Raw genomic sequence first — 20,665 nt, forward strand, 5'->3', positions numbered from 1 at the left:
ACCGCAGTGATCGGGTGCCGCGGGGATGCCCCCTGCCACGGTGGATACCGAAGGGAGGCCTCATGATCTCGGCACTGAATGACCTGGTCGACCTGGTCGAGGAACACCTCGGCGAGGAACTGGACGTACCCGCACTGGCGGCCACGCTCGGCACGACGGAGTACCACCTGCGCCGGATGTTCTCGTCGCTGGCGGGCATGCCGCTGTCGGAGTACGTCCGCCGGCGCCGCATGACCGTGGCCGCGGCCGACGTCGTACGGGGCGAGGACGACCTGCTGGGCATCGCCGTCCGGTACGGATACGGCTCCACCGAGGCGTTCGGACGCGCGTTCCGGGCGGTCCACGGTGCCGCCCCGCGCGACGTACGCCGTGACGGAGGCCCCCTTCAGACACAGCCGCAGCTCAGGTTCCGCCTGACCGTCGAAGGGAGCACCCCCATGGACACCCGTTTCACCGACCGCCCCGCGTTCCGCCTGATCGGCCACGCGACCCGCGTCCCGCTGATCTACGAGGGCGTCAACCCGCACATCCAGGAGCACATCGCCGCGCTGCCCCCGGAGGCACACGTCCGCCTGAAGTCCCTCGGCGACACGGACCCGGCGGGCCTGCTCCAGGTCAGCGACGACGTGGCCCAGGACAGTCCGGAGGGCACCGAACTGACCTACCTCCACGGAGTGGCCGTCTCAGCCCGCACCCCGGCCCCCGACGACCTCGACGCCATCGAGGTCCCGGCGGGCACGTGGGCGGTCTTCCGCAGCTCGGGCCCCTACCCGGACACCCTCCAGTCCACCTGGGCGGCCACCGCGTCCGAGTGGTTCCCCTCCAACCCCTGGCGCCTGCGCCCGGGCCCGTCGATCGTCGCGGTCCTCGACCGCGCGGACGACTTCACGACGGCGACGACCGAGCTGTGGCTGCCGGTGGAACCGGCGTGAGGGTGTTGATCAGAGCGGGTTGATGCGGCGCTTGAGCAGGCAGAACTCATTGCCCTCGGGATCGACGAGGACGTGCCACGACTCCTCGCCGGTCTGCCCGATGTCGGCCGGCCGCGCCCCGAGCTTCAGAAGGCGCTCCAGTTCGGCGTCCTGATCCCGGTCGGTGGCGTTGAGATCGATGTGCAGCCGGGACTTGCCGGGCTCCGGCTCGTCCCGGCTGCTGAGGATGATCGTCGGCTGCGACCCGCCGAACCCGTCGCGCGCCCCGATCTCGAAGTACTCGTTGTCCTCACGGTCGAGCACCACGAAGTCCAGCACCTCGCACCAGAACCGCGCCAGCGCCTCCGGGTCACGGCAACCGAGCACGAGCTCACCGATACGACACGCCATGGACGAAACCTGCTCTCATCGTGGGAAGCACGGGTGCGAACGCGCAGGCGACCGTACCCGGCGAGTCGAGCGGGGGCGAAGGGTTTTCGCCGGGACACGAACACACACGGTCCCCGCAGCTCCGACTGCTAGCTTCCGGAAGCATGACGGACAGTGTGTACGTGGGCAACGCGGGCAAGGACGCGGCACTGGACCGGGGGTGGCTGCTGGGGCACTTCAAGGACGCCTCCGACCCTCGGCACAGCGCGGCGGTGGAGATCAAATGGGGTGTGCACCCGCAGGGGGACGAGCGCGCCCACTGGGTCACCGGAGAAGAACGCACCGCCTTGCAGGTCCTCATCAGCGGGCGCTTCCGGGTGGAACTGCCCGGCCGCAGCGTCGTGCTGGCCGAACAGGGCGACTACGTCATGTGGGGCAGGGGCGTCGACCACTCGTGGTACGCGGAGGAGGAGTCCGTGGTCCTGACGGTGCGGTGGCCGTCCGTGCCCGGGTACGCGGTCGCCGGCCAGGACGATCCTGGTGCGCAGGACGCTGGGAACTGAAAGTTCGCTCGCTGGCGGTGGACGGCCCCCTAGGCTGAGCGCCCGTACGCACTGCCTGGGGGAAAAATGACCAGTAGGTTCACGGAGTTGGTCGTCGACTGCCACGATCCGGAGCGGCTCGCGGCCTTCTGGTGCGCGGTCCTGGACTTCAAGGTGATCGACCGGGGCGAGGGCAAGGTCGAGATCGGCTCCTGGGTGCCGACCGTCGAGGAGGTCCGGGCCCGCCAGATGCCGCCCACCCTGCTCTTCGTCCGGGTGCCCGAGGGCAAGACCGTGAAGAACCGGCTCCATCTGGACGTCAGCCCGATCGACGGCAGTACCGACGACGAGGTGGCCAGACTGCTCGACCTCGGCGCCGCAAAGGTGGACATGGGCCAGGGCCCTCGCCGGAGCTGGGTGGTCATGGCCGACCCCGAGGGCAACGAGTTCGACGTCCTGCGCACCCTGGCGCCGTCCGAGTAGACGTTCTCCGCTGCCGTGACGTGCGAGTTCTTCACTTGCCGTACCGGAAACTCATGCCTTTCCATACCGGAAACCGACTGCTACATTTTCCAGTATGGAAACTAACGGGGTACGACTGACGCCGGAGCAGGCCCGTGCCGCCCTGGCCGACACCGAACGCGTCCGGGTCTCCGCCGCGGCACTGTCGGCCACGCCGTGGCCGAACTGGTTCTTCATCACGCTGACGCTCTACCTCGCCGCGCTTCCGATCCCCCTCGGAGGCGTCATCGCCGACCGGGACTGGTTGCTGCCGCGCCCCGCCTGGATGGCCATCATGCTGGCGCTCATCGCCGCTTACGGGGCGCTGTTCGCCGTGGCTGCGAAGGCCTGGCGCAACAAGACGGGTGTGGCGCTGCGGTTGGACGTACTGCCCAAGCGGGCGACCGTGCCGCTCACGCTCGGCCTGCCCCTGCTCCTGGTGGGGGCTCTATTCGCCTTCCGCGCCACCGGACGGCCGCTGTGGCTGATCGCGGCCTCGCTGCTCGGCGCGGCCGTCTCCGTCGGCTTCCACCTCGCCTTCGTACGCCTGCACCGGAGGACCACGTGAGCACGGAGCCCCGCGACCCGCTGGACGGCTTCGACACCACCATCCACGCCCCGCACCGGCTGCGCGTCTGCGCCCTCCTGGAGACCGCGGGCGAGGCGGAGTTCGGCCTGGTCCAAAAGAAACTCGACCTCTCCGCCTCCGCGTTGAGCAAGCACGTCACCGTACTGATGGACGTCGGCTACGTCGAGCAGCGCAAGGCCGTCCGCGACACCCGACAGCGAGTCTGGCTCCGGCTGACCCGGCAGGGTCGGGCTGCATACCAGGGCCACCTGGCGGCCCTACGGGCGATCGTGGAGCCCTCGGACGCGGCTCACTGAGTCGCTTCAGTGCCCTCCAGGGACTTGGTGATCACCGCGGCCGGTAGGAGAGCACGGGGTCCGCCCAGCCGCCCATCCGCCGGGAGAGCCCGAAACGCCGAGGAAGCCACCACCGACGCTTGGCGTGATCCGGCGCGACCGGGGACCACCGGGGTCCGGAAAGGTCTTCCACACCCCACCACGTCTTGACGGCCTTGTTCCCTCTCAGCTTCAGGAGCGGCCAACGGGGCAGGTGCAGGCCGATGAAGAACATGGAGACGTCGTCCCCGCACTTGGTGGTGTAGAAGTACCGCTCGACGTCCGTGTAGCCGGCGCCCAGACCGCAGTTCAAGCCCATGGTCCCGCCGAGCCACGTGAGCGCCAGCCTTCCGCCTGCCGGGATCGACGGCACCAGCACCGGGTTGTACCAAACCTCGCCGCCGAGCCCGCGCTTGAGGGCGGTCCTCTCGGCCTGGGCGACCACGATGTTGGTCGCCGGACCCGTTCCCACGTTGACGAGCCACCACTTCGGCCCGTCGGAACCGGCCTGCCCGCTCTCCCACATGAACTGCAGAACGGGCATGTGCGAACGCCGGCCGGCCGCGTAGGCCAGGACCAGGGAGCCCAGGGAGACGAGAACCGCGAGGACGGATATCAGAACGGTCAGCATCACCCCTCCTGTGACCCCAGGAACCCAGCGTCTCCCTACCCCCTCCCCCGTCGACCGAACACCCCCGCTGCTCCCCGTCCGCACCGGTGCGCTAGTGGTGCGGGGCTGGATCACCGGCAGGTCTGTTGTCAGTGCCCGTGGCTAGGATTTCAGGCGCGCGGTCGGCTCCCGGGGGTTCCAGCTCTGAAGGGAATGGTTGCATCCCCGGTCTGTCTGGGGGCGGCCCGGAGACACGTCCGGGACCCAACCGACGGCCGGGCTTCGTCGATGGCCAGGGAACGACCTGCCAGCGCCGGCCGCGCACCACTACTTCACCCAGGTCAGGAGGACGCACGGTTTCCACCTGTGCGGGTCGGGCGGCGGGCGTCGGACTGCCAGGACGAGGTGCGTGATTCCGCCGCCGATGCGGTCACCTCTCTCCGCTCCCGGCGGCCGGACTCGACCCTGTCGTCCGGGGAGATACGAGGTCGCCGGAGAACCCGGCGATCGCCTTCCGCAACGGCTCCGCCGCCTCGTGCGGAGCGGCGCCGGTGTCGATGCCCAGTACCTCCATATGACCCAGTCGGCCACGAGGACCCCGACGCGCAGAACGCGTCGGGGGGGCCGTCCGGCGAGGGATGGACCACCAGGGCGAGCGCGGACTCCGGAACCGTGTATCCGGCGATGTAGGTGAGGACCTGGTGGCGGTCGGCGGCCGAGCTTTCCTCCGTCGCGTACCGCTTGTACTTCGCGTCCACGGCAGTCCGACGAGGTGACCTGCCGGCCGTGTGGGTCGGCTTGCCGCTTGGGGGTGGGGCGCGCAGCCTGGGCGTTGTGACCCTCTCTTACGGCACGCTGGCGCACCGGCTCATCGCCGACCATCTCGTCGACGGGCAGATGGAGCCGGGCGGCGAGATCGGACTGCGGATCGACCAGACCCTCACCCAGGACGCCACCGGCACCCTGGTGATGCAGGAAATCGACGCTCTCGGCCTGGATCGGGTCCGTACCGAGGTCAGCGTCCAGTACGTCGACCACAACCTGCTCCAGGCGGACGAGCGCAACGCCGAGGACCACGCCTTCCTGCGCTCCGCCTGCCGTCGTTTCGGTATCTGGTATTCCAAACCGGGCAACGGCGTCTCTCACCCCAGTCACATGCAGTATTTCGGCGTCCCCGGCAGGACGCTGGCCGGGTCCGACTCGCACACCTGTGCCGCAGGGGCGCTCGGCATGCTCGCCCTGGGCACGGGCGGCCTGGAGGTCGCGCTCGCGATGGCCGGACGGCCCCTGCACGTGACCATGCCGGAGATCTGGGGCATCCGCCTCACCGGCGAGCTGCCGGAGTGGGTGAGCGCCAAGGACGTGGTGCTGGAGCTGCTGCGACGGCACGGCGTCAAGGGAGCGGTCAACCGGATCCTGGAGTACCACGGCCCGGGACTCGAAGGGTTGACAGCCATGGACAGGCACGTCATCGCCAACATGGGTGCCGAGCTCGGCGCGACCACCTCCGTCTTCCCCTCCGACGCCGCGGTTCGCGCCTTCCTGCGCGCCGAGGACCGCGAGTCCGACTTCCGCGAACTGTCCGCCGAGCCGGACGCCGTCTACGACCGCACCGAAGAGATCGACCTCTCCACGCTCGAGCCGCTCATCGCACGTCCCACCTCGCCCGGCAACGTCGTGCCGGTGCGCACGGCGGCGGGCGAACCCATCGGGCAGGCCGTCATCGGCTCCTCCGCCAACCCGGGACTGCGCGACTTCGCCATCGCCGCCGCCATCGTCGCCCGCCGCCAGACCCACCCCGCCGTCAGCTTCGACATCAACCCCACCTCCCGCGAGATCCTCGCCGATCTGACCAAGACCGGCTCGACCTTCGACCTGATCACCGCCGGGGCCCGTATCCACCAGGCCGGCTGCCTGGGCTGCATCGGCATGGGCCAGGCCCCGGCGGCCGGCCGCAACAGCCTGCGCACCTTCCCGCGCAACTTCCCAGGCCGCTCCGGCACCGAGGACGACGCGGTGTGGCTGTGCTCCCCGGAGACCGCCGCCGCCTCCGCACTCACCGGCGAGATCACCGACCCGCGGGACTGGGCGGCCCGCGAGGGCGTGCCGTATCCGCGGCTTCGCCTGCCCGAGCACGCGTCGGTCAACCGCTCGATGCTCGAGCCCCCGCTGCCGCCCGAGCAGGCCGCGCGCGTCGAACTCGAACGGGGCCCCAACATCTCCGGCCTCCCCGACTTCGACCCGCTGCCCGACCTGCTGGAGGGGCCGGTCCTGCTCAAGTGCGGAGACAACGTCTCCACCGACGAGATCTCCCCGGCCGGCGCGAAGGCACTGCCGTACCGTTCGAACATCCCCAGGCTCGCCGAGTTCACCTTCACCCGGCTCGACCCGGACTACCCTCGGCGCGCCGCCGAGCTGGCCGACGACAGCGGGAACGACGGCGGCCCGGGCCGGCACTTCGTCGTCGGCGGGGAGAACTACGGCCAGGGCTCCTCCCGCGAGCACGCCGCCATCACCCCGCGTCACCTGGGACTGCGCGCCGTGATCGCCAAGTCCTACGCCCGTATCCACTGGCAGAACCTGGCCAACTTCGGCGTTCTGGCGCTCGAGTTCGATCACGCGGCCGACTACGACCGCATCGACGCCGGCGACCGGCTACGGCTGGAGAACCTGCACGCCGCGCTCGCCCCCGGAGCCGAACCCCGCCTGCTGCTGCGCAACACCACCAAGGACGAGACCTACCAGGTCCGCCACCACCTCTCCGACGGCCGCCGCCGCACCGTACTCGCCGGAGGAACGATCGCGGCCCTCGCCCGGGAGGAGTAGCGGCGCCCGGAGACGTCGGGGCCGGCATCCCCGGGACAGTGCCTGCATGAGCTGCTCTGCGAGGGGCACACCGTGAACATGGAAGAGGCGCCTGTGATCGTGCAGCCGCCGAGCCCCGACGGCGGCAGGCGGGTCGCGATCCGCGGTGAGTACGTCGGCATCGCGTATCACCTGCTCGACGTGGTCGAGTTCCTGCGCCGGGCGGGCCTGCCCGAGTCCGACACGACGCTCGACGACCCCGAGCTGATCGAGTGGCGTGGTGGCGGGCCGGAGGCCTGGGCGTCAGGCGAGTGACGGCCTGCGTGCCCGGCGTCTCTTTGTCACCACCCCGGTTCCGCAGCGCGGGAGGGAGGGAGCGAACGTGGCACGAATCCTCGTGAAGGATGACGACCTCGTAGTGCGCCTCTCATGGTGGGAGAAGGCCGCCGCACACCGTGGAAGTGTGCGCGTGCCGCAGGCGGCTGTGTGCCGGGTGACAGTGGAGTCCGAGTGGTGGCGTGCCCTGCGCGGAGTCGCTCTGCACGGCGTGTGGATTCCCGACGTGCTGAGCGTCGGCACGCGGGGCCACATCGGCGGACAGGACTTCGTGGCGCTACGGCCCGGCAGACCCGTGGTGTGCCTTGAACTGCGGCCCACGGCTCCTTTCGGACTCCTGGCTGTCTCGGTCCGGGACGACGCGCAGGCCACGGCGGAACGGCTGAGGGCTTCGGCACCGGACATCGACGCGTCCACCCCCTGGCGGCAGCCGCTTCCCGTCGCCGAGGAGACAAAGGATTCCTGGAGAGAGCTGGACATGTACCGAAACCACTGAGTGAGCGGTGTTGCCGAGCCCGACGCCGCGCAGAGCGACGAGGACGGCGGCTGCTGGAACTCCACTTCCATTCCAAGAGGTTCACCATGTCCCGCGTGCAACTCGCCCTACGGGTCCCCGATCAGTCAGCCCCCGTCCCTGCGAAGTAACCACAGGGCGGGGGCTTACTGGCGTACGCCTACGTCTTCTTGCCCTGGGTCTTGCCGGGAATCTTGGTGAGCTGGGTTTCTGCTGGTCAGGGGCGGTGGGGTCGTGCGAGTGGTGGTCGTCGTTGGTCGTCATTGGGCACTGTCGAGCGGCCTCGGACGGCCCAGAGACGGCCCAGCTCCCTCGGTCTGTGTGGGCGGCCCGCCGACCTCAGCGCGAGGGGCGCCTCTTCGGGGGGACCGGGCCCGGGATCACATCCTTGCCAAGGTGCTCCTTGATCAGGTACTTGAGTTCCGGTCCTTCGATGAGCTGGAGCCGACCATGTTGGCGGGCAAAGTCGTGGCTGGCCCTGCCGAACCACGATGTGGTGATCAGGACCCCCTTGGCAGCACGCTTGTGCTCGACCACTCCGGCGAGCGCCTGGACGGACTCAACACCCACGAGCTTGCTGTAGCGCTTCGCCTGAATGATGCACTCACCGTTGAAGACGGGGTCCTTGCTGACGGCTACCGCGTCAACGCCCTCGTCTTTGGAGGCCTGGGTGTTCCAGGCCTCCATGCCGATCGCCTCGAACAGTTGGCGAATCAGGTGCTCGAACTCGGTGGGCGTCAGATTCACCAGCACGGGCCTGCTGTCCAAGCCGGCGACGACATCCATGCTGTCCATGAGCCGGTACTTCGACAGGTCGAATTCGACGATGGGGCGAATCGGTTCGAGATCGTAGGGGTTGGGAGACACCAGAGCGTTGAGTCCCCTGAGGCACTGCGCTGGATCAACCTGACTGAGACGGAGCTTCCCGAACTGCTCCCTGCTGGCGCTGAGCGTCACCAGACAGGGTGAGACCTCCTGACCGGTGGCCCGATCAATGGTTCTCACATGGCCGTTCAGGATCACGCCATTGATTACCCGGCCCGGATCGCTCGTCAGGACCTCGTGCACTGTCCTCAGAGCGACTTGCGCCAGGACGGAAGCGTAGATCTCCTTGCGTTCCTTCTCCGGACGAGGCAGGACGGTCGTCTCGTCTCGGTTCTTCACGTACCGGTAGCCACGCGCGGTTGGAACGATCGCCTCAGGCGGCATGTGGATCTCAACGAGTACGTCACCGGTGGCAGGACGGAAGGCGATTCGATGCTCGTGGGGGAAGCCCAATGGATACTCCGACGCATCCAGAACGGCTCCTAGATGAGCCTCGACCGCCGCAGGCTCCCCGGCCCTGTACGCCTCGCGCTCCTCGTCCAGCTTCGAGTTGAAGGCCGCCACCTCGTCAAGGGCCTGCGCTTCGGCCTGGCGATGCTCGGCACGCTTCCGCTCCAGCGTTGCCAGCCGCTTCTGCTCGGCTCGCCTGTAGCGATCTTGTGCCTCATTGAACCGCACACGCGCCTCGGCAGCCTCAGCTTCGTAGCGCTTCCTGCCAAGACCCAGGACAGCGGCCAGACCGCCAGGCTCCGGTGGTGCGAACTCCTCCCAGCGCGGTGAAGGCTCCGGACGAGACCAAGGACGCTCGTCTAACTTCTTCGGCGTGTGAGTCCTCCGCCGGCGCTCAAAGGTCGTCGGTGGATCGCCCACCAACGCGTCACGGAGCAACTGCCCGAGCTGCTCGACCTCGTGCTCGACTCCGATTGTGCGCACCTGCGCCTGCTCGGCCTGCTGCTCCTGATACGCGGCCTTCCGCTCGCGTTCCTGCCGCTTGCTGGCCGTTTCAGCGGCCTTGCGTTCCCGCTCCGCTTGTCGTACCCGTTGTTCCTGGGCTCGTCGTAACGCCTGCTGCTGCCGCTGATAGTCGTTGCCTCGGCCGCTGCCCCGTTGCGCCACCTGTTTGCCCCTCCCCTGGCCTGACTCCGCCACAGGGCTGCATTCCCCTTCCACCTCGCAAAATCACGCAGGGCAGAGACGTCGCCTCAGCCGGACGGCACGGTGCACCGTGGACTCAAGTCGTCTGTGCCTCAACCGACGACAGTCAGCCACGATGGCGGGTTTGCCAACCGACCAGGCGCGCGTGTGCCTCGCCGCACTCCCACTGGCCTCAGCCACACTGTCGAGGTGTCGTCGACCCAGAGGAAGCTAGGACGGCCGGCCCGTGAGCACACTGCCTGAGCCATCAGCTTGGGAAGCTGCGAGCATTTGAGCCACTTTCGGGAGCTGAGCTGGGCGAACACTCGGGACAGGGTGTCAATGGCCTTGGCCGGTCTCACCGTGATTCCCCGCTGGTCCCCGCCACACCTGGTGCGCTTGTGGTGCGTTCGCCAACGCACCGCTCCGTTGGTATGCCTACAGATCCACTCGCGTCTCGTTGTCGCCCCGCCTGAGACGGACGTGCGCCGGCCGGAACGGCAGACTGCGCAGAGTCGGCTCCAGGACCTTGAACAGAGCATCGGCATCGGGTCCGTAGGCGTACACGACGGCTTCGCCGCCTCCGAACTCGTTTCCGTCGATCTCCCCAACGCCCGCCCTCGCGGTCGCTGCCTCCATCACCTCCTCAGCTTCAAAGATTCGCTCGCGCTGGTCGACATCGCCGAATCCGTCACCGCCGAGCCGGAAGTGGGCGATGACCGCGTGCTCCTCGTCCCCGCTGTCAGGGGCAATGGGTGTGTCCATGCTGGCCAGACTCTCATCAGGGTCTGACACTTTCACCGCTGTGTCCGCCGCGGATCCGCCCCACCAACACGCTTTCCAACTGTGGTGGTGGGGTGTTGGGCTGTGTGCGGGGGCGTTCACCCGGGTTCACGAGCGATCGGCCGTCACTGTGGGGACGGCTCCGGATCTCGCCTCCACGGCCATGAACGGCGCTGAATGAGACGGAAACTGAGACGGTCGGTAGGGCTGGGGCTCGCTAGCATCTTCGCTGTTGGAGGGGGAGTCATGGCACTGGTCGGCAAGGGATCGCGACGGATCGTTGTCGACGGCACGATCTACCGCTGGCGGCTGCGGGGCAGGCCCACGTACTGCCAGGGGCTGGCCTGGTCGCCGTGTACGTTCGCGGTGGAGCACGCGAACACTCCGGGGACGACGCTCGTGGTCATCACCGACCAGCCGCATCCGAGCAAGCTGAGTCGCAGCAAGGCTGTGTTCGCGCCGCCGAAGGGCGGCAAGCTGCGGGACGTGCCGCTTCCCGGCCCCGTCGCCGATGCGCTCCGGGGCCACATGAAGCGGTTCCCGCCGGTCGAAATCACCTTGCCGTGGAAGGTCGCCGACGGTCCTCCGGTGACCAAACGGCTCATCTTCACCGGGCCGCGCGGCGGGCACGTCTGGCGTACGTCGCTCAACGAGGAGGCGTGGAAGGCAGCTCTCGTCACGGCCGGCGTCATCCCGACTCCCGAGCGAGGCCAGCCGTACGCCGAGTCCCGCGAGAACGGCATGCACGCGTTGCGCCACTTCTACGCCTCAGTGCTCCTTGACGCCGGGGAGAACGTCAAGGCCCTCGCGGAGTACCTCGGCCACTCAGACCCTGGGCTGACGCTACGTGTCTATGCACACCTGATGCCGACCAGTAGCGAGCGTACTCGGAGAGCGGTCCACGACATTTACTTCGGAAGCGGGTCAAAATAGACACATTTTGCCTCTATTCGGCTTCACTATTCAGGGAAGTAAATTAGAAGCGCTATCCGAGAAGCAATAACGGGATCATTAGCTACCTCTCCTGATAGCTACCTATCTCGGTCCATAGCTATCTCGATAGCATCATCGAGCAGTGACTACCGAGTCGCCTTCTACTGCGGAGCTTTCCGAGATACTAGCCCGCTGGCGAGGCCCCACCTGCACGAACGTGCCACGCGTGGATGGTTCTTGCTCCACCCGTGAGTGAAGCGGATCGCACCACCCAAGAAACACTCTCGCATCCCCAACGAAGGACAGAACGACACTCAAGGAAGACGTTTAGCAGGGCATTTGTGAAGCCCCCTCAGAAGGGGTAGCGTCCTGCCTGCCGAATGGTGAGAGCCACCCCGGGCAAGGGGTGGCTCTCGTCTCCGTCGGTGCATTGCGAAGATCCATAGCGGGATACCGAAACGCACAACTGGAGAAGGACATGTTGTCACGCCCTCGCCTCGCGCTCTACCTGGCCCCCCGAGACCTCCCGTTCGTCCTCGTCGGCGGCGCGATCGGCGTCCTCGGCGGCTGGTCTCCAGCGCCAACAGCGGCCGCTGTCTTGACGGCGTTCCTGGTGGCCTTCCAGGTGAGGACCGAGATCACCACGAGGCCTCGCTCATGACCGAACACGGCCCAGCGACGGCCCAGAGGTAACGAAAAGCCCCCTCCCAGCAGAGAACCCGCAGGTAGGGGGCTTGTTCATGTGTGCTTACTTCTTCTTGCCCTGGTTCTTCACGGCCTCGATCGCCGCCGCGGCCGCGTCCGGGTCCAGGTACGTCCCGCCCGGGTTCACCGGCTTGAACTCGGCGTCGAGTTCGTAGGACAGCGGGATGCCCGTCGGGATGTTGAGGCCCGCGATGTCGGCGTCGGAGACGCCGTCGAGGTGCTTGACGAGGGCGCGCAGGGAGTTGCCGTGGGCGGCGACCAGGACCGTGCGACCGGTGAGGAGGTCGGGGACGATCGCGTCGAACCAGTACGGGAGCATCCGGACGACGACGTCCTTGAGGCACTCCGTCTGGGGGCGCAGCTCCGGCGGGAGCATCGCGTAACGCGGGTCGGAGAACTGGGAGTACTCGGCGTCGCGGTCCAGCGCGGGCGGCGGGGTGTCGTAGGAACGGCGCCACAGCATGAACTGCTCCTCGCCGAACTCCGCGAGGGTCTGGGCCTTGTCCTTGCCCTGGAGGGCGCCGTAGTGGCGCTCGTTCAGGCGCCAGTGGCGGTGGACCGGGATCCAGTGGCGGTCCGCGGCCTCCAGCGCGAGCTGGGCCGTGCGGATCGCGCGCTTCTGGACGGACGTGTGGAGCACGTCGGGCAGCAGGCCGGCGTCCTTGAGCAGCTCGCCGCCGCGCGTCGCCTCCTTCTCGCCCTTCGGGGTGAGGTTGACGTCCACCCAGCCGGTGAACAGGTTCTTCTCGTTCCACTCGCTCTCGCCGTGGCGGAGGAGGATCAGCTTGTACGGTGCGTCGGCCATGGCTCCGAGCGTAATCCAAGCCCCTGATCGCCCGCGCGGGGCGCCCGGTGGGCGGACGGTTGACGAGAAGTGTTAATCGAGTGGCACCCCGGAGCGTTGCCTTCGTAAGTTGTGACTGCTGCATTCGCCGCTTACATCCGTACGTCCGCTCAACGGGGGTCCCATGTCAGTCGCCGGTCTGAGACGTGCCGCGCGGGAGACCGTCTCCGGGCTCCCCCGCGAGTTCTGGTGGCTGTGGACCAGCACCCTGGTCAACCGGCTAGGTGCCTTCGTCGCCACCTTCATGGCGCTGTACCTGACCATCGACCGCGGCTACTCCGCCTCGTACGCCGGTCTGGTCGCCGCCCTGCACGGGCTCGGCGGGGTCGTGTCCTCGCTGGGCGCCGGGGTGATGACCGACCGGCTCGGGCGGCGGCCCACGCTGCTCGTCGCGCAGACCTCCACCGCGCTGTCGGTCGCGCTGCTCGGCTTCATGCGGGACCCGGTGGCCATCGCCGCCGTCGCGTTCCTGGTCGGCATGGCCAGTAACGCCTCCCGGCCGGCCGTGCAGGCGATGATGGCGGACATCGTGCGGCCCGAGGACCGTATCCGCGCGTTCTCGCTCAACTACTGGGCGATCAACCTCGGCTTCGCGATCTCCTCCATGGCGGCCGGGTTCATCGCCGAGGTCAGCTATCTCGCCGGGTTCATGATCGAGGCCGGGATGACGCTGGTGTGCGCCGTACTCGTCTTCGTGAAGCTGCCCGAGTCGCGGCCCAAGGAGCACGCCGACGACACGTCCGGCGGCGGGGACGCGGTGCCCGTCTCGCTGGGGACCGTGCTGCGCGACGGGCGGTACATGGGGGTCGTCGGGCTGTCCTTCCTCATCGCGCTGATCTTTCAGCAGGCCTACGTCGGGCTGCCGGTGGCCATGGGCGAGGCCGGGTTCACGCCTGCCGACTTCGGCATGGCGATCGCCGTCAACGGTGTGCTGATCGTCGTGCTGCAGATTCCCGTCACGCGGTTCATCCAGCACCGTGATCCGCGGCTGCTGCTCATCGGCTCGGCGTTGCTGGCCGGGTACGGGTTCGGGCTCACCGCCTTCGCCGGGTCGGTCGCGGTGTTCGCCCTCACCGTGTGCGTGTGGACGCTGGCCGAGGTCGTCAACGCGCCGACGCAGACCGGGCTCGTCGTCCGGCTGTCGCCCTTGCACGGGCGCGGGCGGTACCAGGGGATGTACTCCATGTCCTGGGCGGTCGCCGCCCTCGTCGCCCCGCTGATGTCCGGGTTCGTCATCGACCACTGGGGCGCCGAGTGGCTGTGGGGCATCTGCGCCGTCGTCGGCACGGTGGCGGCGGCAGGGTACTGGGGGCTCATGCGGGGCCTGCCGGACCACGACGAGGCACCGGTTGCCCAGGATTCGTCCGTCGCCCCCGCACCCCGGGTCGACAGCGGCGCCGTCTGATCCCGCCGCTCGCTCACGGGTGCATCCGCGCCCCCTTCAGCACCTTGTCCACCGCGTTCTTCGGGCCGTACACCGCGAGGCCCACCAGATCCAGCTCCGCCGTGTGCACCGCCCGTACGGCCGCCCGGTTGTCGCAGTCGTTGCCCGTGGTGAAGAGGTCGGACGTGAAGAGGGCACGGGGCAGTGCGCGGGAGAGTACGCGCGCGTGGGCGGTGGTCAGGGTCTCCTTCGACCCCTCGAAGACCAGCACCGGCTGGCGGAACATCGGCAGGTAGCCGACCGCGTCCGCGTCCGCGTACGGCTCCCCGATCACCTCGGGGAACTGCTTGCCCAGGCCGCTGACCAGGAAGGCGGTGACGTTGAGGCGCTGCCAGGTCTCCAGGTCCTCGCGCAGCAGGACGGCGATCTTGGTGTCGAAACGGACAGGGGCCTCGGGGGCCGCGTGGTCTGCGTGGTCTGCGTGGTCTGCGTCGTGCGTGCTCATACGGTGAGACTGCCGACCCTCACCCCGCCCGGTCTTGTACGTTTTTTGCATGGCCGGCCAGCGGAAGGACCAGCGGAAGGACCAACGAAACGTGTCCGCCTGGCGACCCCGCGTCCCGGGCGTCGTCGAGGTCTTCCACGCCCACTACACGGAGTACGCCTATCCGATGCACGTCCATGACGCGTGGACGCTGCTCATCGTCGACGACGGCGCCGTACGGTACGACCTGGACCGGCACGAGCACGGCACGCCGCACGACACGGTGTCGCTGCTGCCGCCGCACGTGCCGCACAACGGCTCCCCCGCCACCCCGGACGGCTTCCGCAAGCGCGTCCTGTACCTGGACGCCTCCCGGCTCGGCGACGAGCTGATCGGGCCGGCCGTCGACGCCCCCGACCTGCGGGATCCGGTGCTGCGGCGGCGGGTCGGGCAGCTGCACGCCGCGCTCGCCCTGCCCGGCGACGAGCTGGAGGCGGAGAGCCGGCTGACGCTGATCGGCGAGCGGCTGCGCACCCATCTGCGCCCCAGGGGCGAAACGGACCCCGCGCGCCGGGACCCCGTGCTCGCGCGGCGGCTGCGAGAGCTGCTCGACGAGCGGGTCGTCCCGGGGATCGGCCTGGAGGAGGCGGCCGCGCTGGTCCCCGCCCATCCGGCCCACCTGGTACGGGCGTTCAGCGGCGCCTACGGCATCGCACCGCACCAGTACCTGATGTCGCGGCGGGTCGACCGGGCCCGGCGGCTGCTGCTCGCCGGACAGTCCCCGGCGGACGTGGCCGGCGCCACCGGTTTCTACGACCAGGCCCATCTGAACCGGCACTTCAAGCGCCTGGTCGGCGTCACGCCGGGGCGTTACCGCACCAGCGGCGGCACGGGATCCTGAGGGCTCTCATGATCCTGAGGGCTCTCAGTCCCGGGCGTCCCGGGCGTTCTCCGTGCGCTCGATCAGGTGCTGGAACGCCTCCAGGTTCCGCGTCGACTCCCCGCGCGCGGTCCGCCACTCGTACTCCTTGCGGATGGCGGACGCGAAGCCAAGCTCGAGCAGGGTGTTGAAGGCCCCGTCGGCGGCCTCGAGGACCTGGCCGAGGAGGCGGTCGATCTCGTCGGGGGTGACGGAGGCCAGGGGGAGTTTCGCGGTGACGTAGACGTCGCCGAGGCGGTCGACGGCGTAACCGACGCCGTAGAGCTTGAGGTTGCGTTCCAGCAGCCAGCGGTGGACGGCCGGTTCGTTCTCGTCGGGGTGGCGGACGACGAAGGCGTTGAGGGAGAGGGAGTGCCGGCCGAGGAGGAGGGAGACCGTCGTGGACAGCTTGCGGGTGCCGGGGAGCTTGACGACGTAGTTGCCCGGCTCGGGGCTCTCCCACTCCAGTTCGGCGTCCTTGAGGGCGCTCTCGAGGACCTGTGCCGCCTTCTGTGGTGCCTCAGCCATGGTGCGAGCGTACGCGACGGCGGTGGGCCTGGATCGCGGCCGTGTAGACGTCGGCCGTGGTCGCGGCGGCGCTGTCCCAGCCGAAGGACTGGGCGTGCCGGGCGGCGGCGTCGCCCATGCGGGGCGTCAGCTCCGGGTTGTCGGCGAAATCGCGCAGCACGCGCGCGTACGCGGCGGGATCGTGGCCGTCGACCAGGCGACCGGTGTGTCCGTCCCGTACGGCGACGGGGAGGCCGCCGACCGCGGCGGCGAGCACCGGTGTACCGGCCGCCTGGGCCTCTATGGCGACCAGGCCGAAGGACTCGCTGTAGGACGGCATGACCAGCACGGACGCGGCCCGGAACCAGTCGGCGAGCTGCTCCTGCCCGACGGGCGGACGGAAGCGTACGACGTCGGCGATGCCGAGCCGCGCGGCGAGTTTCTGCAGGCCCTCCGGCTTGGCGAGGCCGCTGCCGCTGGGGCCGCCGACGACGGGGACGACGATGCGGGAGCGCAGCTCGGGACACTCGTCGAGGAGTACGGCGACGGCGCGCAGCAGGATGTCCGGCGCCTTCAGGGGCTGTATGCGGCCGGCGAAGAGCGGGATGAGCGCATCCTGGGGCAGGCCGAGGCGGGCGCGGGCGGCGGCGCGGGCGTTCCCGTGTTGCCCCGGTCCCGGAACGGCGCCCTTGGGGAAGGGACGGAACCGGTCCAGGTTCACGCCGGGGTGGACGACGGCGACCCTGGAGGGGTCCGCGGCGTAGTGCCGGACCAGCTCGTCGGCCTCCTCGGCGGTGTTGGCGATCAGCCGGTCGGAGGCGGCGACGATCTGGGTCTCGCCGATGACACGGGCGGCCGGTTCGGGGGTGTCGCCGTCGGCCAGGTTGGCGTTCTTGACCTTGGCCATGGTGTGCATGGCGTGCACGAGGGGGGAGCCCCAGCGCTGGGCGGCGAGCCAGCCGACGTGGCCGGAGAGCCAGTAGTGGGAGTGCACGAGGTCGTAGTGGCCGGGGCGGTGTCCTGCCCAGGCCTGCATGACGCCGTGGGTGAAGGCGCACAGCTGGGCGGGCAGGTCCTCCTTGGCCAGGCCCTCGTACGGGCCCGCGTCGACGTGCCGGACGAGGACGCCGGGGGCCAGCTCGACGGCGGGCGGGAGGGCGGCGGTGGTCGCGCGCGTGAAGATCTCGACCTCGATGTTGATCGCGGCGAGGCGCTGCGCGAGTTCCACTATGTAGACGTTCATGCCGCCGGCGTCGCCGGTGCCGGGCTGGTGGAGCGGTGAGGTGTGCACGGAGAGCATGGCGACGCGGCGGGGCCTGCGCAGCAGCCTGAGCCGCGGGGAGGCCGCCGGTGAGCGACGCCCGAGCCTGCTGACGTACTGGCTCACGAGCCGTTCCTCCTCGCTGCGGGCATGCCGGTCGGAGGACAGGCGTCGCCCTCCAAGGGGTGGGAACACCGGATGGGCGGTGCTCCATTCCGGTTTTCCGACCTTTGCCGAATCATTACCGCGTATCGCTCAACCGTTCGAGGCCCCGCTGCGTGCGATACGCCGGAGCCGGATCCGGGCTCCCCACCCCCGGCGCAAATCGGTCGGCGACCTCACGGGTGCCCGCCTACGCTTCCGCCATGTCCGACCCGGAAGATCACCTCGCCGGCGCACCACACGACGCCGAGTACGCACGTGAGCTGGCCGGGCTGGCCGAGCTGGCCGAGCTGGAGTCCCTGGAGGCCCTGGAGGCGCACGTCTCGGGCGGTGTCGCCGAGGCGCAGTCGGACGCGGTGGCTGCGCCGCCCGGCGGCTGGTACCCCTGTCCGGCCTGCGGGCACCGGATGTTCAGCCAGTTGTGGGCGTACGAGATCTGCGAGGTGTGCTTCTGGGAGGAGGATCCCTACCAGTTGCGCTACCCGTGGACCGGCATGGGCCCCAACGGAGGTCTGAGCCTGATGGAGGCGCAGGCCAACTACCGGCGGTTCGGCGCGGTCGGGGAGGAGCACGTCCGGCACGTGCGCCCGCCGCGGGCCGACGAACCGGTGGACCCGGGCTGGCGCCCCGCCGACCCCGACCTCGACCCCTTCGAGCGGGACACCTCCGCGGCCGCGCCCCACCCGGACGACCTCGCCACCCTCTACTACTGGCGGCCGACCTACTGGCGGCGCCACCTGCGACCGCAGCCACGACCGAACCCGCAGCCGTGAAGCCTCGGGGCGGCCGTCCCCCGCCCGGCGGCCGCATACCCTCGTAGTCATGCCACCCCGCGCCACCGCCACCCGCCCCGTGGGCACGGTCACGCGCGGGACGACGAATCCGAACCGGCTGCGTCGCATGGACCGCTGGATCGCGGCCACGCACGGCGCCGAACTGCGCCGCGCCGCCGATCCCGTCGCCGTAGACCTCGGCTACGGCGCGGCCCCCTGGACGGCCGTGGAGCTGCTGCACCGCCTGCGCACCGTCGCGCCGCACGCGCGCGTGGTGGGCGTCGAGATCGACCCGGCCCGGGTGGCGGTGGCCCAGCCGTACGCGCGCGAGGGGCTCGTCTTCCGGCACGGCGGCTTCGAGGTCCCCGTCTCCCGGCCGCCGCTGCTGATCCGCGCGGCGAACGTGCTGCGCCAGTACGACGAGGGCGAGGTCGCCGCCGTCTGGCAGCGGCTGTGCGCGCGGCTCGCGCCGGCGTCGGAGCACGCGCGGGGCGGGCTTCTGGTCGAGGGCACCTGCGACGAGATCGGGCGCCGGCACGTGTGGGTGGCACTCGGCCCCGAGGGGCCGCGCACGGTCACCTTCGCGACCCGTCTCGGCTCCCTGGACCACCCCTCCGACCTGGCGGAACGCCTACCGAAGGCGCTCATCCACCGCAACGTCCCCGGCGAGCCCGTGCACGCCTTCCTGCGCGACTTCGACCGCGCGTGGGCCGCCGCCGCGCCCTACGCCTCCTACGGCGCCCGCCAGCGCTGGATGCGCGCGGTGCGGGACCTTACGGCCGACTGGCCGGTGACGGACGGACCGGCACGATGGCGCCAGGGCGAAGTGACGGTGCGGTGGGAGGCGTTGGCGCCCCGCACGTGAAACGGCGGACACGCACCCGCCCCGTGCCAGGCGGGAACGATCTCGGTGCGGCGTTCGTCACACAGCGGGGGAATCGTCGTACGGCGCGGCAGAAGGGGGGAAGCAGGAGGGAAGCACGGCCTCTGTCGCTTTCCGCGCCGTCATGGCACGATCCCCCGAGCGGGCTATGTTACTGACGGTTAATCAGTTTGGGGGCGAGGTATGCGTACGGGGAAGCATGGCTTGATGACCGCTGCCGTGACCGTGGTCTGCGCGGTCACCGTGCTGGCGGCACCGGGAACGGCGTTCGCGGATCCCGGGCCCACACCGTCACCGAGCGCCCCCAGCGCCTCCCCCGCCCCGGCCGCCACACCCGGCAAGGACCTGGAAGCCGTACGCAAGAAGCTCGACGCGCTCTACCGCGCGGCGGCCTCGGCCACGGACGAGTACAACGCCGCCGAAGAAAAGGCCGAGAAGCAGAACGCCGAGATCGTCGAACTGGCCAAGAAGATCGTCAAGGGCCAGGAGAAGCTGGACGGGCTGAAGGACCGCGCGGGAGCCGCGGCCCGCGCCCAGTACCGCACCGGTGGCCTGCCCGACGGCGCCAAGCTGATCCTGAGCGACGACCCCGAGGACTTCCTCGACGGCACCGGCCGGGTGATCCAGGGGCAGCGCGCCACCAAGGGTCTGCTCGGCGAGCTGACCCGCGCCCAGGAGGACCTGAAGACCTACGCGGCGGACGCCTCCGCCCGCTTCAAGGAGCTGGAGGCGAACCGCAAGGCCAAGGCCACCGCCCAGAAGAAGATCGAGAAGCAGATCGCGGCGGCCGAGAAGGTGGAGTCCGAGCTGGAGAAGGAGGAGAAGGAGCGCCTCGCCCGGCTGGAGCGGGAGGCCCAGGCCAAGGCCCAGACCGCCTGGCTCGACTCCGGCATCCTCAAGGACCTCGACACCAGGGCGACCGAGCGGGGCCGCCAGGCGGTCGAGTACGCCACCGCCCAGATCGGCAAGCCGTACCAGTGGGGCGCCGAGGGCCCGAAGTCGTACGACTGCTCCGGCCTGACCTCACAGGCCTGGGTGTCGGCCGGGCAGGCGATCCCGCGCACCTCGCAGCAGCAGTGGAAGCAGCTCAAGCACGTCGACATCAAGGACATGCGCCCCGGTGACCTGATCATCTACTTCGACGACGCCAGCCACGTCGGCATGTACGTCGGCGACGGCTCCGTCGTGCACGCCCCGCGCCCGGGGCGGTCGATCACCATCGCGGGGGCGGGCACGATGCCGATCCTCGGGGTGGTCCGGCCGGACACGACGCAGGCACCGGACGCGGACTCGGACGCGCCCGCGGACTCGGACCCCGCGTCGGAGGAGTGACGCGGGTCATGCGCCCCGCGCCGGGCGCGTGAAACGGGCCACGTGACCCAGTCCACGCCCGGCGCCCCGTCCCGCGTGACGTTCGTCATCCCCAGCCCCCGGCCGACCTGTCCAACTGCGGGGGATAACGCGGCATATGACAGTGGCCGTTGGCCGCCCGACGTGTTCTGGACCATTCCGCAGCGGCGCGGTCACCCGCTATGGTCCCCGTCGGTGGGTCGAGG

General features: G+C 69.7%; 21 protein-coding genes and 1 pseudogene. 14 read left to right on the forward strand and 8 right to left on the reverse strand.

Annotation, left to right across the window (positions count from 1 at the left end; translation table 11 throughout):
* Positions 1-62: 62 nt before the first annotated feature.
* A complete protein-coding gene (locus tag ACGH7X_RS17845; protein WP_399886337.1) occupies positions 63-932 on the forward strand; it encodes a GyrI-like domain-containing protein in 870 nt (289 codons plus the stop codon).
* Between the two features lie 9 nt (positions 933-941).
* On the opposite strand, the gene ACGH7X_RS17850 is transcribed toward ACGH7X_RS17845, so the two are convergent.
* Complete coding sequence (locus ACGH7X_RS17850; protein ID WP_399886338.1) at positions 942-1,322, reverse strand: VOC family protein; 381 nt, start codon at positions 1,320-1,322, stop codon at positions 942-944.
* A 143-nt stretch (positions 1,323-1,465) separates the two neighbouring features.
* On the opposite strand from ACGH7X_RS17850, the gene ACGH7X_RS17855 reads away from it, so the two are divergent.
* The 4 genes from ACGH7X_RS17855 to ACGH7X_RS17870 all read left to right on the forward strand — a co-directional run bounded on the left by ACGH7X_RS17855 (position 1,466) and on the right by ACGH7X_RS17870 (position 3,229).
* Positions 1,466-1,864: a signal peptidase I gene (locus ACGH7X_RS17855; protein ID WP_399886339.1), complete on the forward strand. Its 399-nt coding sequence runs from the start codon at positions 1,466-1,468 to the stop codon at positions 1,862-1,864.
* A 66-nt stretch (positions 1,865-1,930) separates the two neighbouring features.
* Positions 1,931-2,326: a VOC family protein gene (locus tag ACGH7X_RS17860; RefSeq protein ID WP_399886340.1), complete on the forward strand. Its 396-nt coding sequence runs from the start codon at positions 1,931-1,933 to the stop codon at positions 2,324-2,326.
* Between the two features lie 94 nt (positions 2,327-2,420).
* On the forward strand, positions 2,421-2,912 hold the full coding sequence (locus ACGH7X_RS17865; RefSeq protein ID WP_399886341.1) for a hypothetical protein: 492 nt from the start codon (positions 2,421-2,423) through the stop codon (positions 2,910-2,912).
* A complete protein-coding gene (locus ACGH7X_RS17870) occupies positions 2,909-3,229 on the forward strand; it encodes a transcriptional regulator (RefSeq protein ID WP_399886342.1) in 321 nt (106 codons plus the stop codon). Before ACGH7X_RS17865 ends, ACGH7X_RS17870 begins: the two co-directional genes overlap by 4 nt.
* 31 nt (positions 3,230-3,260) lie before the next feature.
* Here ACGH7X_RS17870 and ACGH7X_RS17875 read toward each other — a convergent pair whose 3' ends face one another.
* Positions 3,261-3,878 carry a hypothetical protein gene (locus ACGH7X_RS17875; protein WP_399886343.1) on the reverse strand — a complete coding sequence of 206 codons (618 nt, stop codon included), beginning with the start codon at positions 3,876-3,878 and terminating at the stop codon, positions 3,261-3,263.
* An 813-nt stretch (positions 3,879-4,691) separates the two neighbouring features.
* Between ACGH7X_RS17875 and ACGH7X_RS17880 the strand changes: the two genes are divergently transcribed.
* From ACGH7X_RS17880 to ACGH7X_RS17890, 3 genes are all read left to right on the forward strand, one after another.
* Positions 4,692-6,683, forward strand: coding sequence for an aconitate hydratase (locus tag ACGH7X_RS17880; RefSeq protein ID WP_399886344.1), 1,992 nt, complete (start codon positions 4,692-4,694; stop codon positions 6,681-6,683).
* 78 nt (positions 6,684-6,761) lie between these two features.
* Complete coding sequence (locus ACGH7X_RS17885; RefSeq protein WP_399886345.1) at positions 6,762-6,977, forward strand: hypothetical protein; 216 nt, start codon at positions 6,762-6,764, stop codon at positions 6,975-6,977.
* A gap of 67 nt (positions 6,978-7,044) precedes the next feature.
* Positions 7,045-7,494 (forward strand): hypothetical protein, encoded by a 450-nt coding sequence (locus tag ACGH7X_RS17890; protein ID WP_399886346.1) that lies wholly within the window; start codon positions 7,045-7,047, stop codon positions 7,492-7,494.
* 357 nt (positions 7,495-7,851) lie between these two features.
* Here ACGH7X_RS17890 and ACGH7X_RS17895 read toward each other — a convergent pair whose 3' ends face one another.
* Both ACGH7X_RS17895 and ACGH7X_RS17900 read right to left on the reverse strand, forming a co-directional pair.
* Positions 7,852-9,453, reverse strand: a complete 1,602-nt coding sequence (locus ACGH7X_RS17895) for a restriction endonuclease (protein ID WP_399886347.1) — start codon at positions 9,451-9,453, stop codon at positions 7,852-7,854.
* A 456-nt stretch (positions 9,454-9,909) separates the two neighbouring features.
* Entirely contained in the window at positions 9,910-10,236 is a 327-nt protein-coding gene (locus ACGH7X_RS17900; RefSeq protein WP_399886348.1) for a hypothetical protein, read from the reverse strand.
* A gap of 447 nt (positions 10,237-10,683) precedes the next feature.
* On the opposite strand from ACGH7X_RS17900, the pseudogene ACGH7X_RS17905 reads away from it, so the two are divergent.
* Positions 10,684-11,187: pseudogene (locus ACGH7X_RS17905) on the forward strand (tyrosine-type recombinase/integrase); the annotation flags it as partial.
* Between the two features lie 748 nt (positions 11,188-11,935).
* Here ACGH7X_RS17905 and ACGH7X_RS17910 read toward each other — a convergent pair.
* The gene (locus tag ACGH7X_RS17910; RefSeq protein WP_399886349.1) at positions 11,936-12,697 is read right to left on the reverse strand and encodes a phosphoglyceromutase; all 762 of its coding nucleotides are present in this window, start codon (positions 12,695-12,697) and stop codon (positions 11,936-11,938) included.
* A 163-nt stretch (positions 12,698-12,860) separates the two neighbouring features.
* Between ACGH7X_RS17910 and ACGH7X_RS17915 the strand changes: the two genes are divergently transcribed.
* The gene (locus ACGH7X_RS17915; RefSeq protein WP_399886350.1) at positions 12,861-14,141 is read left to right on the forward strand and encodes an MDR family MFS transporter; all 1,281 of its coding nucleotides are present in this window, start codon (positions 12,861-12,863) and stop codon (positions 14,139-14,141) included.
* 13 nt (positions 14,142-14,154) lie between these two features.
* Here the strand turns inward: ACGH7X_RS17915 and ACGH7X_RS17920 are convergent, their stop codons facing one another.
* Positions 14,155-14,625 (reverse strand): DUF2000 family protein, encoded by a 471-nt coding sequence (locus ACGH7X_RS17920; RefSeq protein ID WP_399886351.1) that lies wholly within the window; start codon positions 14,623-14,625, stop codon positions 14,155-14,157.
* Positions 14,626-14,674: 49 nt separating this feature from the next.
* Between ACGH7X_RS17920 and ACGH7X_RS17925 the strand changes: the two genes are divergently transcribed.
* Positions 14,675-15,505, forward strand: coding sequence for an AraC family transcriptional regulator (locus ACGH7X_RS17925; protein WP_399886352.1), 831 nt, complete (start codon positions 14,675-14,677; stop codon positions 15,503-15,505).
* 24 nt (positions 15,506-15,529) lie between these two features.
* Here ACGH7X_RS17925 and ACGH7X_RS17930 read toward each other — a convergent pair whose 3' ends face one another.
* Positions 15,530-16,051 (reverse strand): YbjN domain-containing protein, encoded by a 522-nt coding sequence (locus tag ACGH7X_RS17930; RefSeq protein ID WP_399886353.1) that lies wholly within the window; start codon positions 16,049-16,051, stop codon positions 15,530-15,532.
* Positions 16,044-17,417, reverse strand: coding sequence for a D-inositol-3-phosphate glycosyltransferase (gene mshA, locus ACGH7X_RS17935; protein WP_399886354.1), 1,374 nt, complete (start codon positions 17,415-17,417; stop codon positions 16,044-16,046). The genes ACGH7X_RS17930 and mshA overlap by 8 nt, the downstream gene beginning before the upstream one ends.
* Positions 17,418-17,656: 239 nt before the next feature.
* On the opposite strand from mshA, the gene ACGH7X_RS17940 reads away from it, so the two are divergent.
* From ACGH7X_RS17940 to ACGH7X_RS17950, 3 genes are all read left to right on the forward strand, one after another.
* Positions 17,657-18,226 (forward strand): CPCC family cysteine-rich protein, encoded by a 570-nt coding sequence (locus tag ACGH7X_RS17940; protein WP_399886355.1) that lies wholly within the window; start codon positions 17,657-17,659, stop codon positions 18,224-18,226.
* A gap of 49 nt (positions 18,227-18,275) precedes the next feature.
* The gene (locus ACGH7X_RS17945; protein WP_399886356.1) at positions 18,276-19,091 is read left to right on the forward strand and encodes a class I SAM-dependent methyltransferase; all 816 of its coding nucleotides are present in this window, start codon (positions 18,276-18,278) and stop codon (positions 19,089-19,091) included.
* A 201-nt stretch (positions 19,092-19,292) separates the two neighbouring features.
* Positions 19,293-20,441 (forward strand): NlpC/P60 family protein, encoded by a 1,149-nt coding sequence (locus ACGH7X_RS17950; RefSeq protein ID WP_399886357.1) that lies wholly within the window; start codon positions 19,293-19,295, stop codon positions 20,439-20,441.
* Positions 20,442-20,665: the final 224 nt, after the last annotated feature.

It is taken from the genome of Streptomyces sp. BBFR51, from assembly GCF_044591655.1.
Taxonomy (GTDB): domain Bacteria; phylum Actinomycetota; class Actinomycetes; order Streptomycetales; family Streptomycetaceae; genus Streptomyces.

What these genes read in the sequence shown, in the direction of transcription:
- ACGH7X_RS17910 (WP_399886349.1), bottom strand. Translation starts at nt 12,697, where the DNA reads ATGGCCGACGCACCGTACAAGCTGATCCTCCTCCGCCACGGCGAGAGC.
- ACGH7X_RS17950 (WP_399886357.1), top strand. Translation starts at nt 19,293, where the DNA reads ATGCGTACGGGGAAGCATGGCTTGATGACCGCTGCCGTGACCGTGGTC.
- ACGH7X_RS17940 (WP_399886355.1), top strand. Translation starts at nt 17,657, where the DNA reads ATGTCCGACCCGGAAGATCACCTCGCCGGCGCACCACACGACGCCGAG.
- ACGH7X_RS17920 (WP_399886351.1), bottom strand. Translation starts at nt 14,625, where the DNA reads ATGAGCACGCACGACGCAGACCACGCAGACCACGCAGACCACGCGGCC.
- ACGH7X_RS17865 (WP_399886341.1), top strand. Translation starts at nt 2,421, where the DNA reads ATGGAAACTAACGGGGTACGACTGACGCCGGAGCAGGCCCGTGCCGCC.
- ACGH7X_RS17900 (WP_399886348.1), bottom strand. Translation starts at nt 10,236, where the DNA reads ATGGACACACCCATTGCCCCTGACAGCGGGGACGAGGAGCACGCGGTC.
- ACGH7X_RS17945 (WP_399886356.1), top strand. Translation starts at nt 18,276, where the DNA reads ATGCCACCCCGCGCCACCGCCACCCGCCCCGTGGGCACGGTCACGCGC.
- ACGH7X_RS17925 (WP_399886352.1), top strand. Translation starts at nt 14,675, where the DNA reads ATGGCCGGCCAGCGGAAGGACCAGCGGAAGGACCAACGAAACGTGTCC.
- ACGH7X_RS17850 (WP_399886338.1), bottom strand. Translation starts at nt 1,322, where the DNA reads ATGGCGTGTCGTATCGGTGAGCTCGTGCTCGGTTGCCGTGACCCGGAG.
- ACGH7X_RS17875 (WP_399886343.1), bottom strand. Translation starts at nt 3,878, where the DNA reads ATGCTGACCGTTCTGATATCCGTCCTCGCGGTTCTCGTCTCCCTGGGC.
- ACGH7X_RS17845 (WP_399886337.1), top strand. Translation starts at nt 63, where the DNA reads ATGATCTCGGCACTGAATGACCTGGTCGACCTGGTCGAGGAACACCTC.
- ACGH7X_RS17885 (WP_399886345.1), top strand. Translation starts at nt 6,762, where the DNA reads ATGGAAGAGGCGCCTGTGATCGTGCAGCCGCCGAGCCCCGACGGCGGC.
- ACGH7X_RS17855 (WP_399886339.1), top strand. Translation starts at nt 1,466, where the DNA reads ATGACGGACAGTGTGTACGTGGGCAACGCGGGCAAGGACGCGGCACTG.
- ACGH7X_RS17915 (WP_399886350.1), top strand. Translation starts at nt 12,861, where the DNA reads ATGTCAGTCGCCGGTCTGAGACGTGCCGCGCGGGAGACCGTCTCCGGG.
- ACGH7X_RS17930 (WP_399886353.1), bottom strand. Translation starts at nt 16,051, where the DNA reads ATGGCTGAGGCACCACAGAAGGCGGCACAGGTCCTCGAGAGCGCCCTC.
- ACGH7X_RS17860 (WP_399886340.1), top strand. Translation starts at nt 1,931, where the DNA reads ATGACCAGTAGGTTCACGGAGTTGGTCGTCGACTGCCACGATCCGGAG.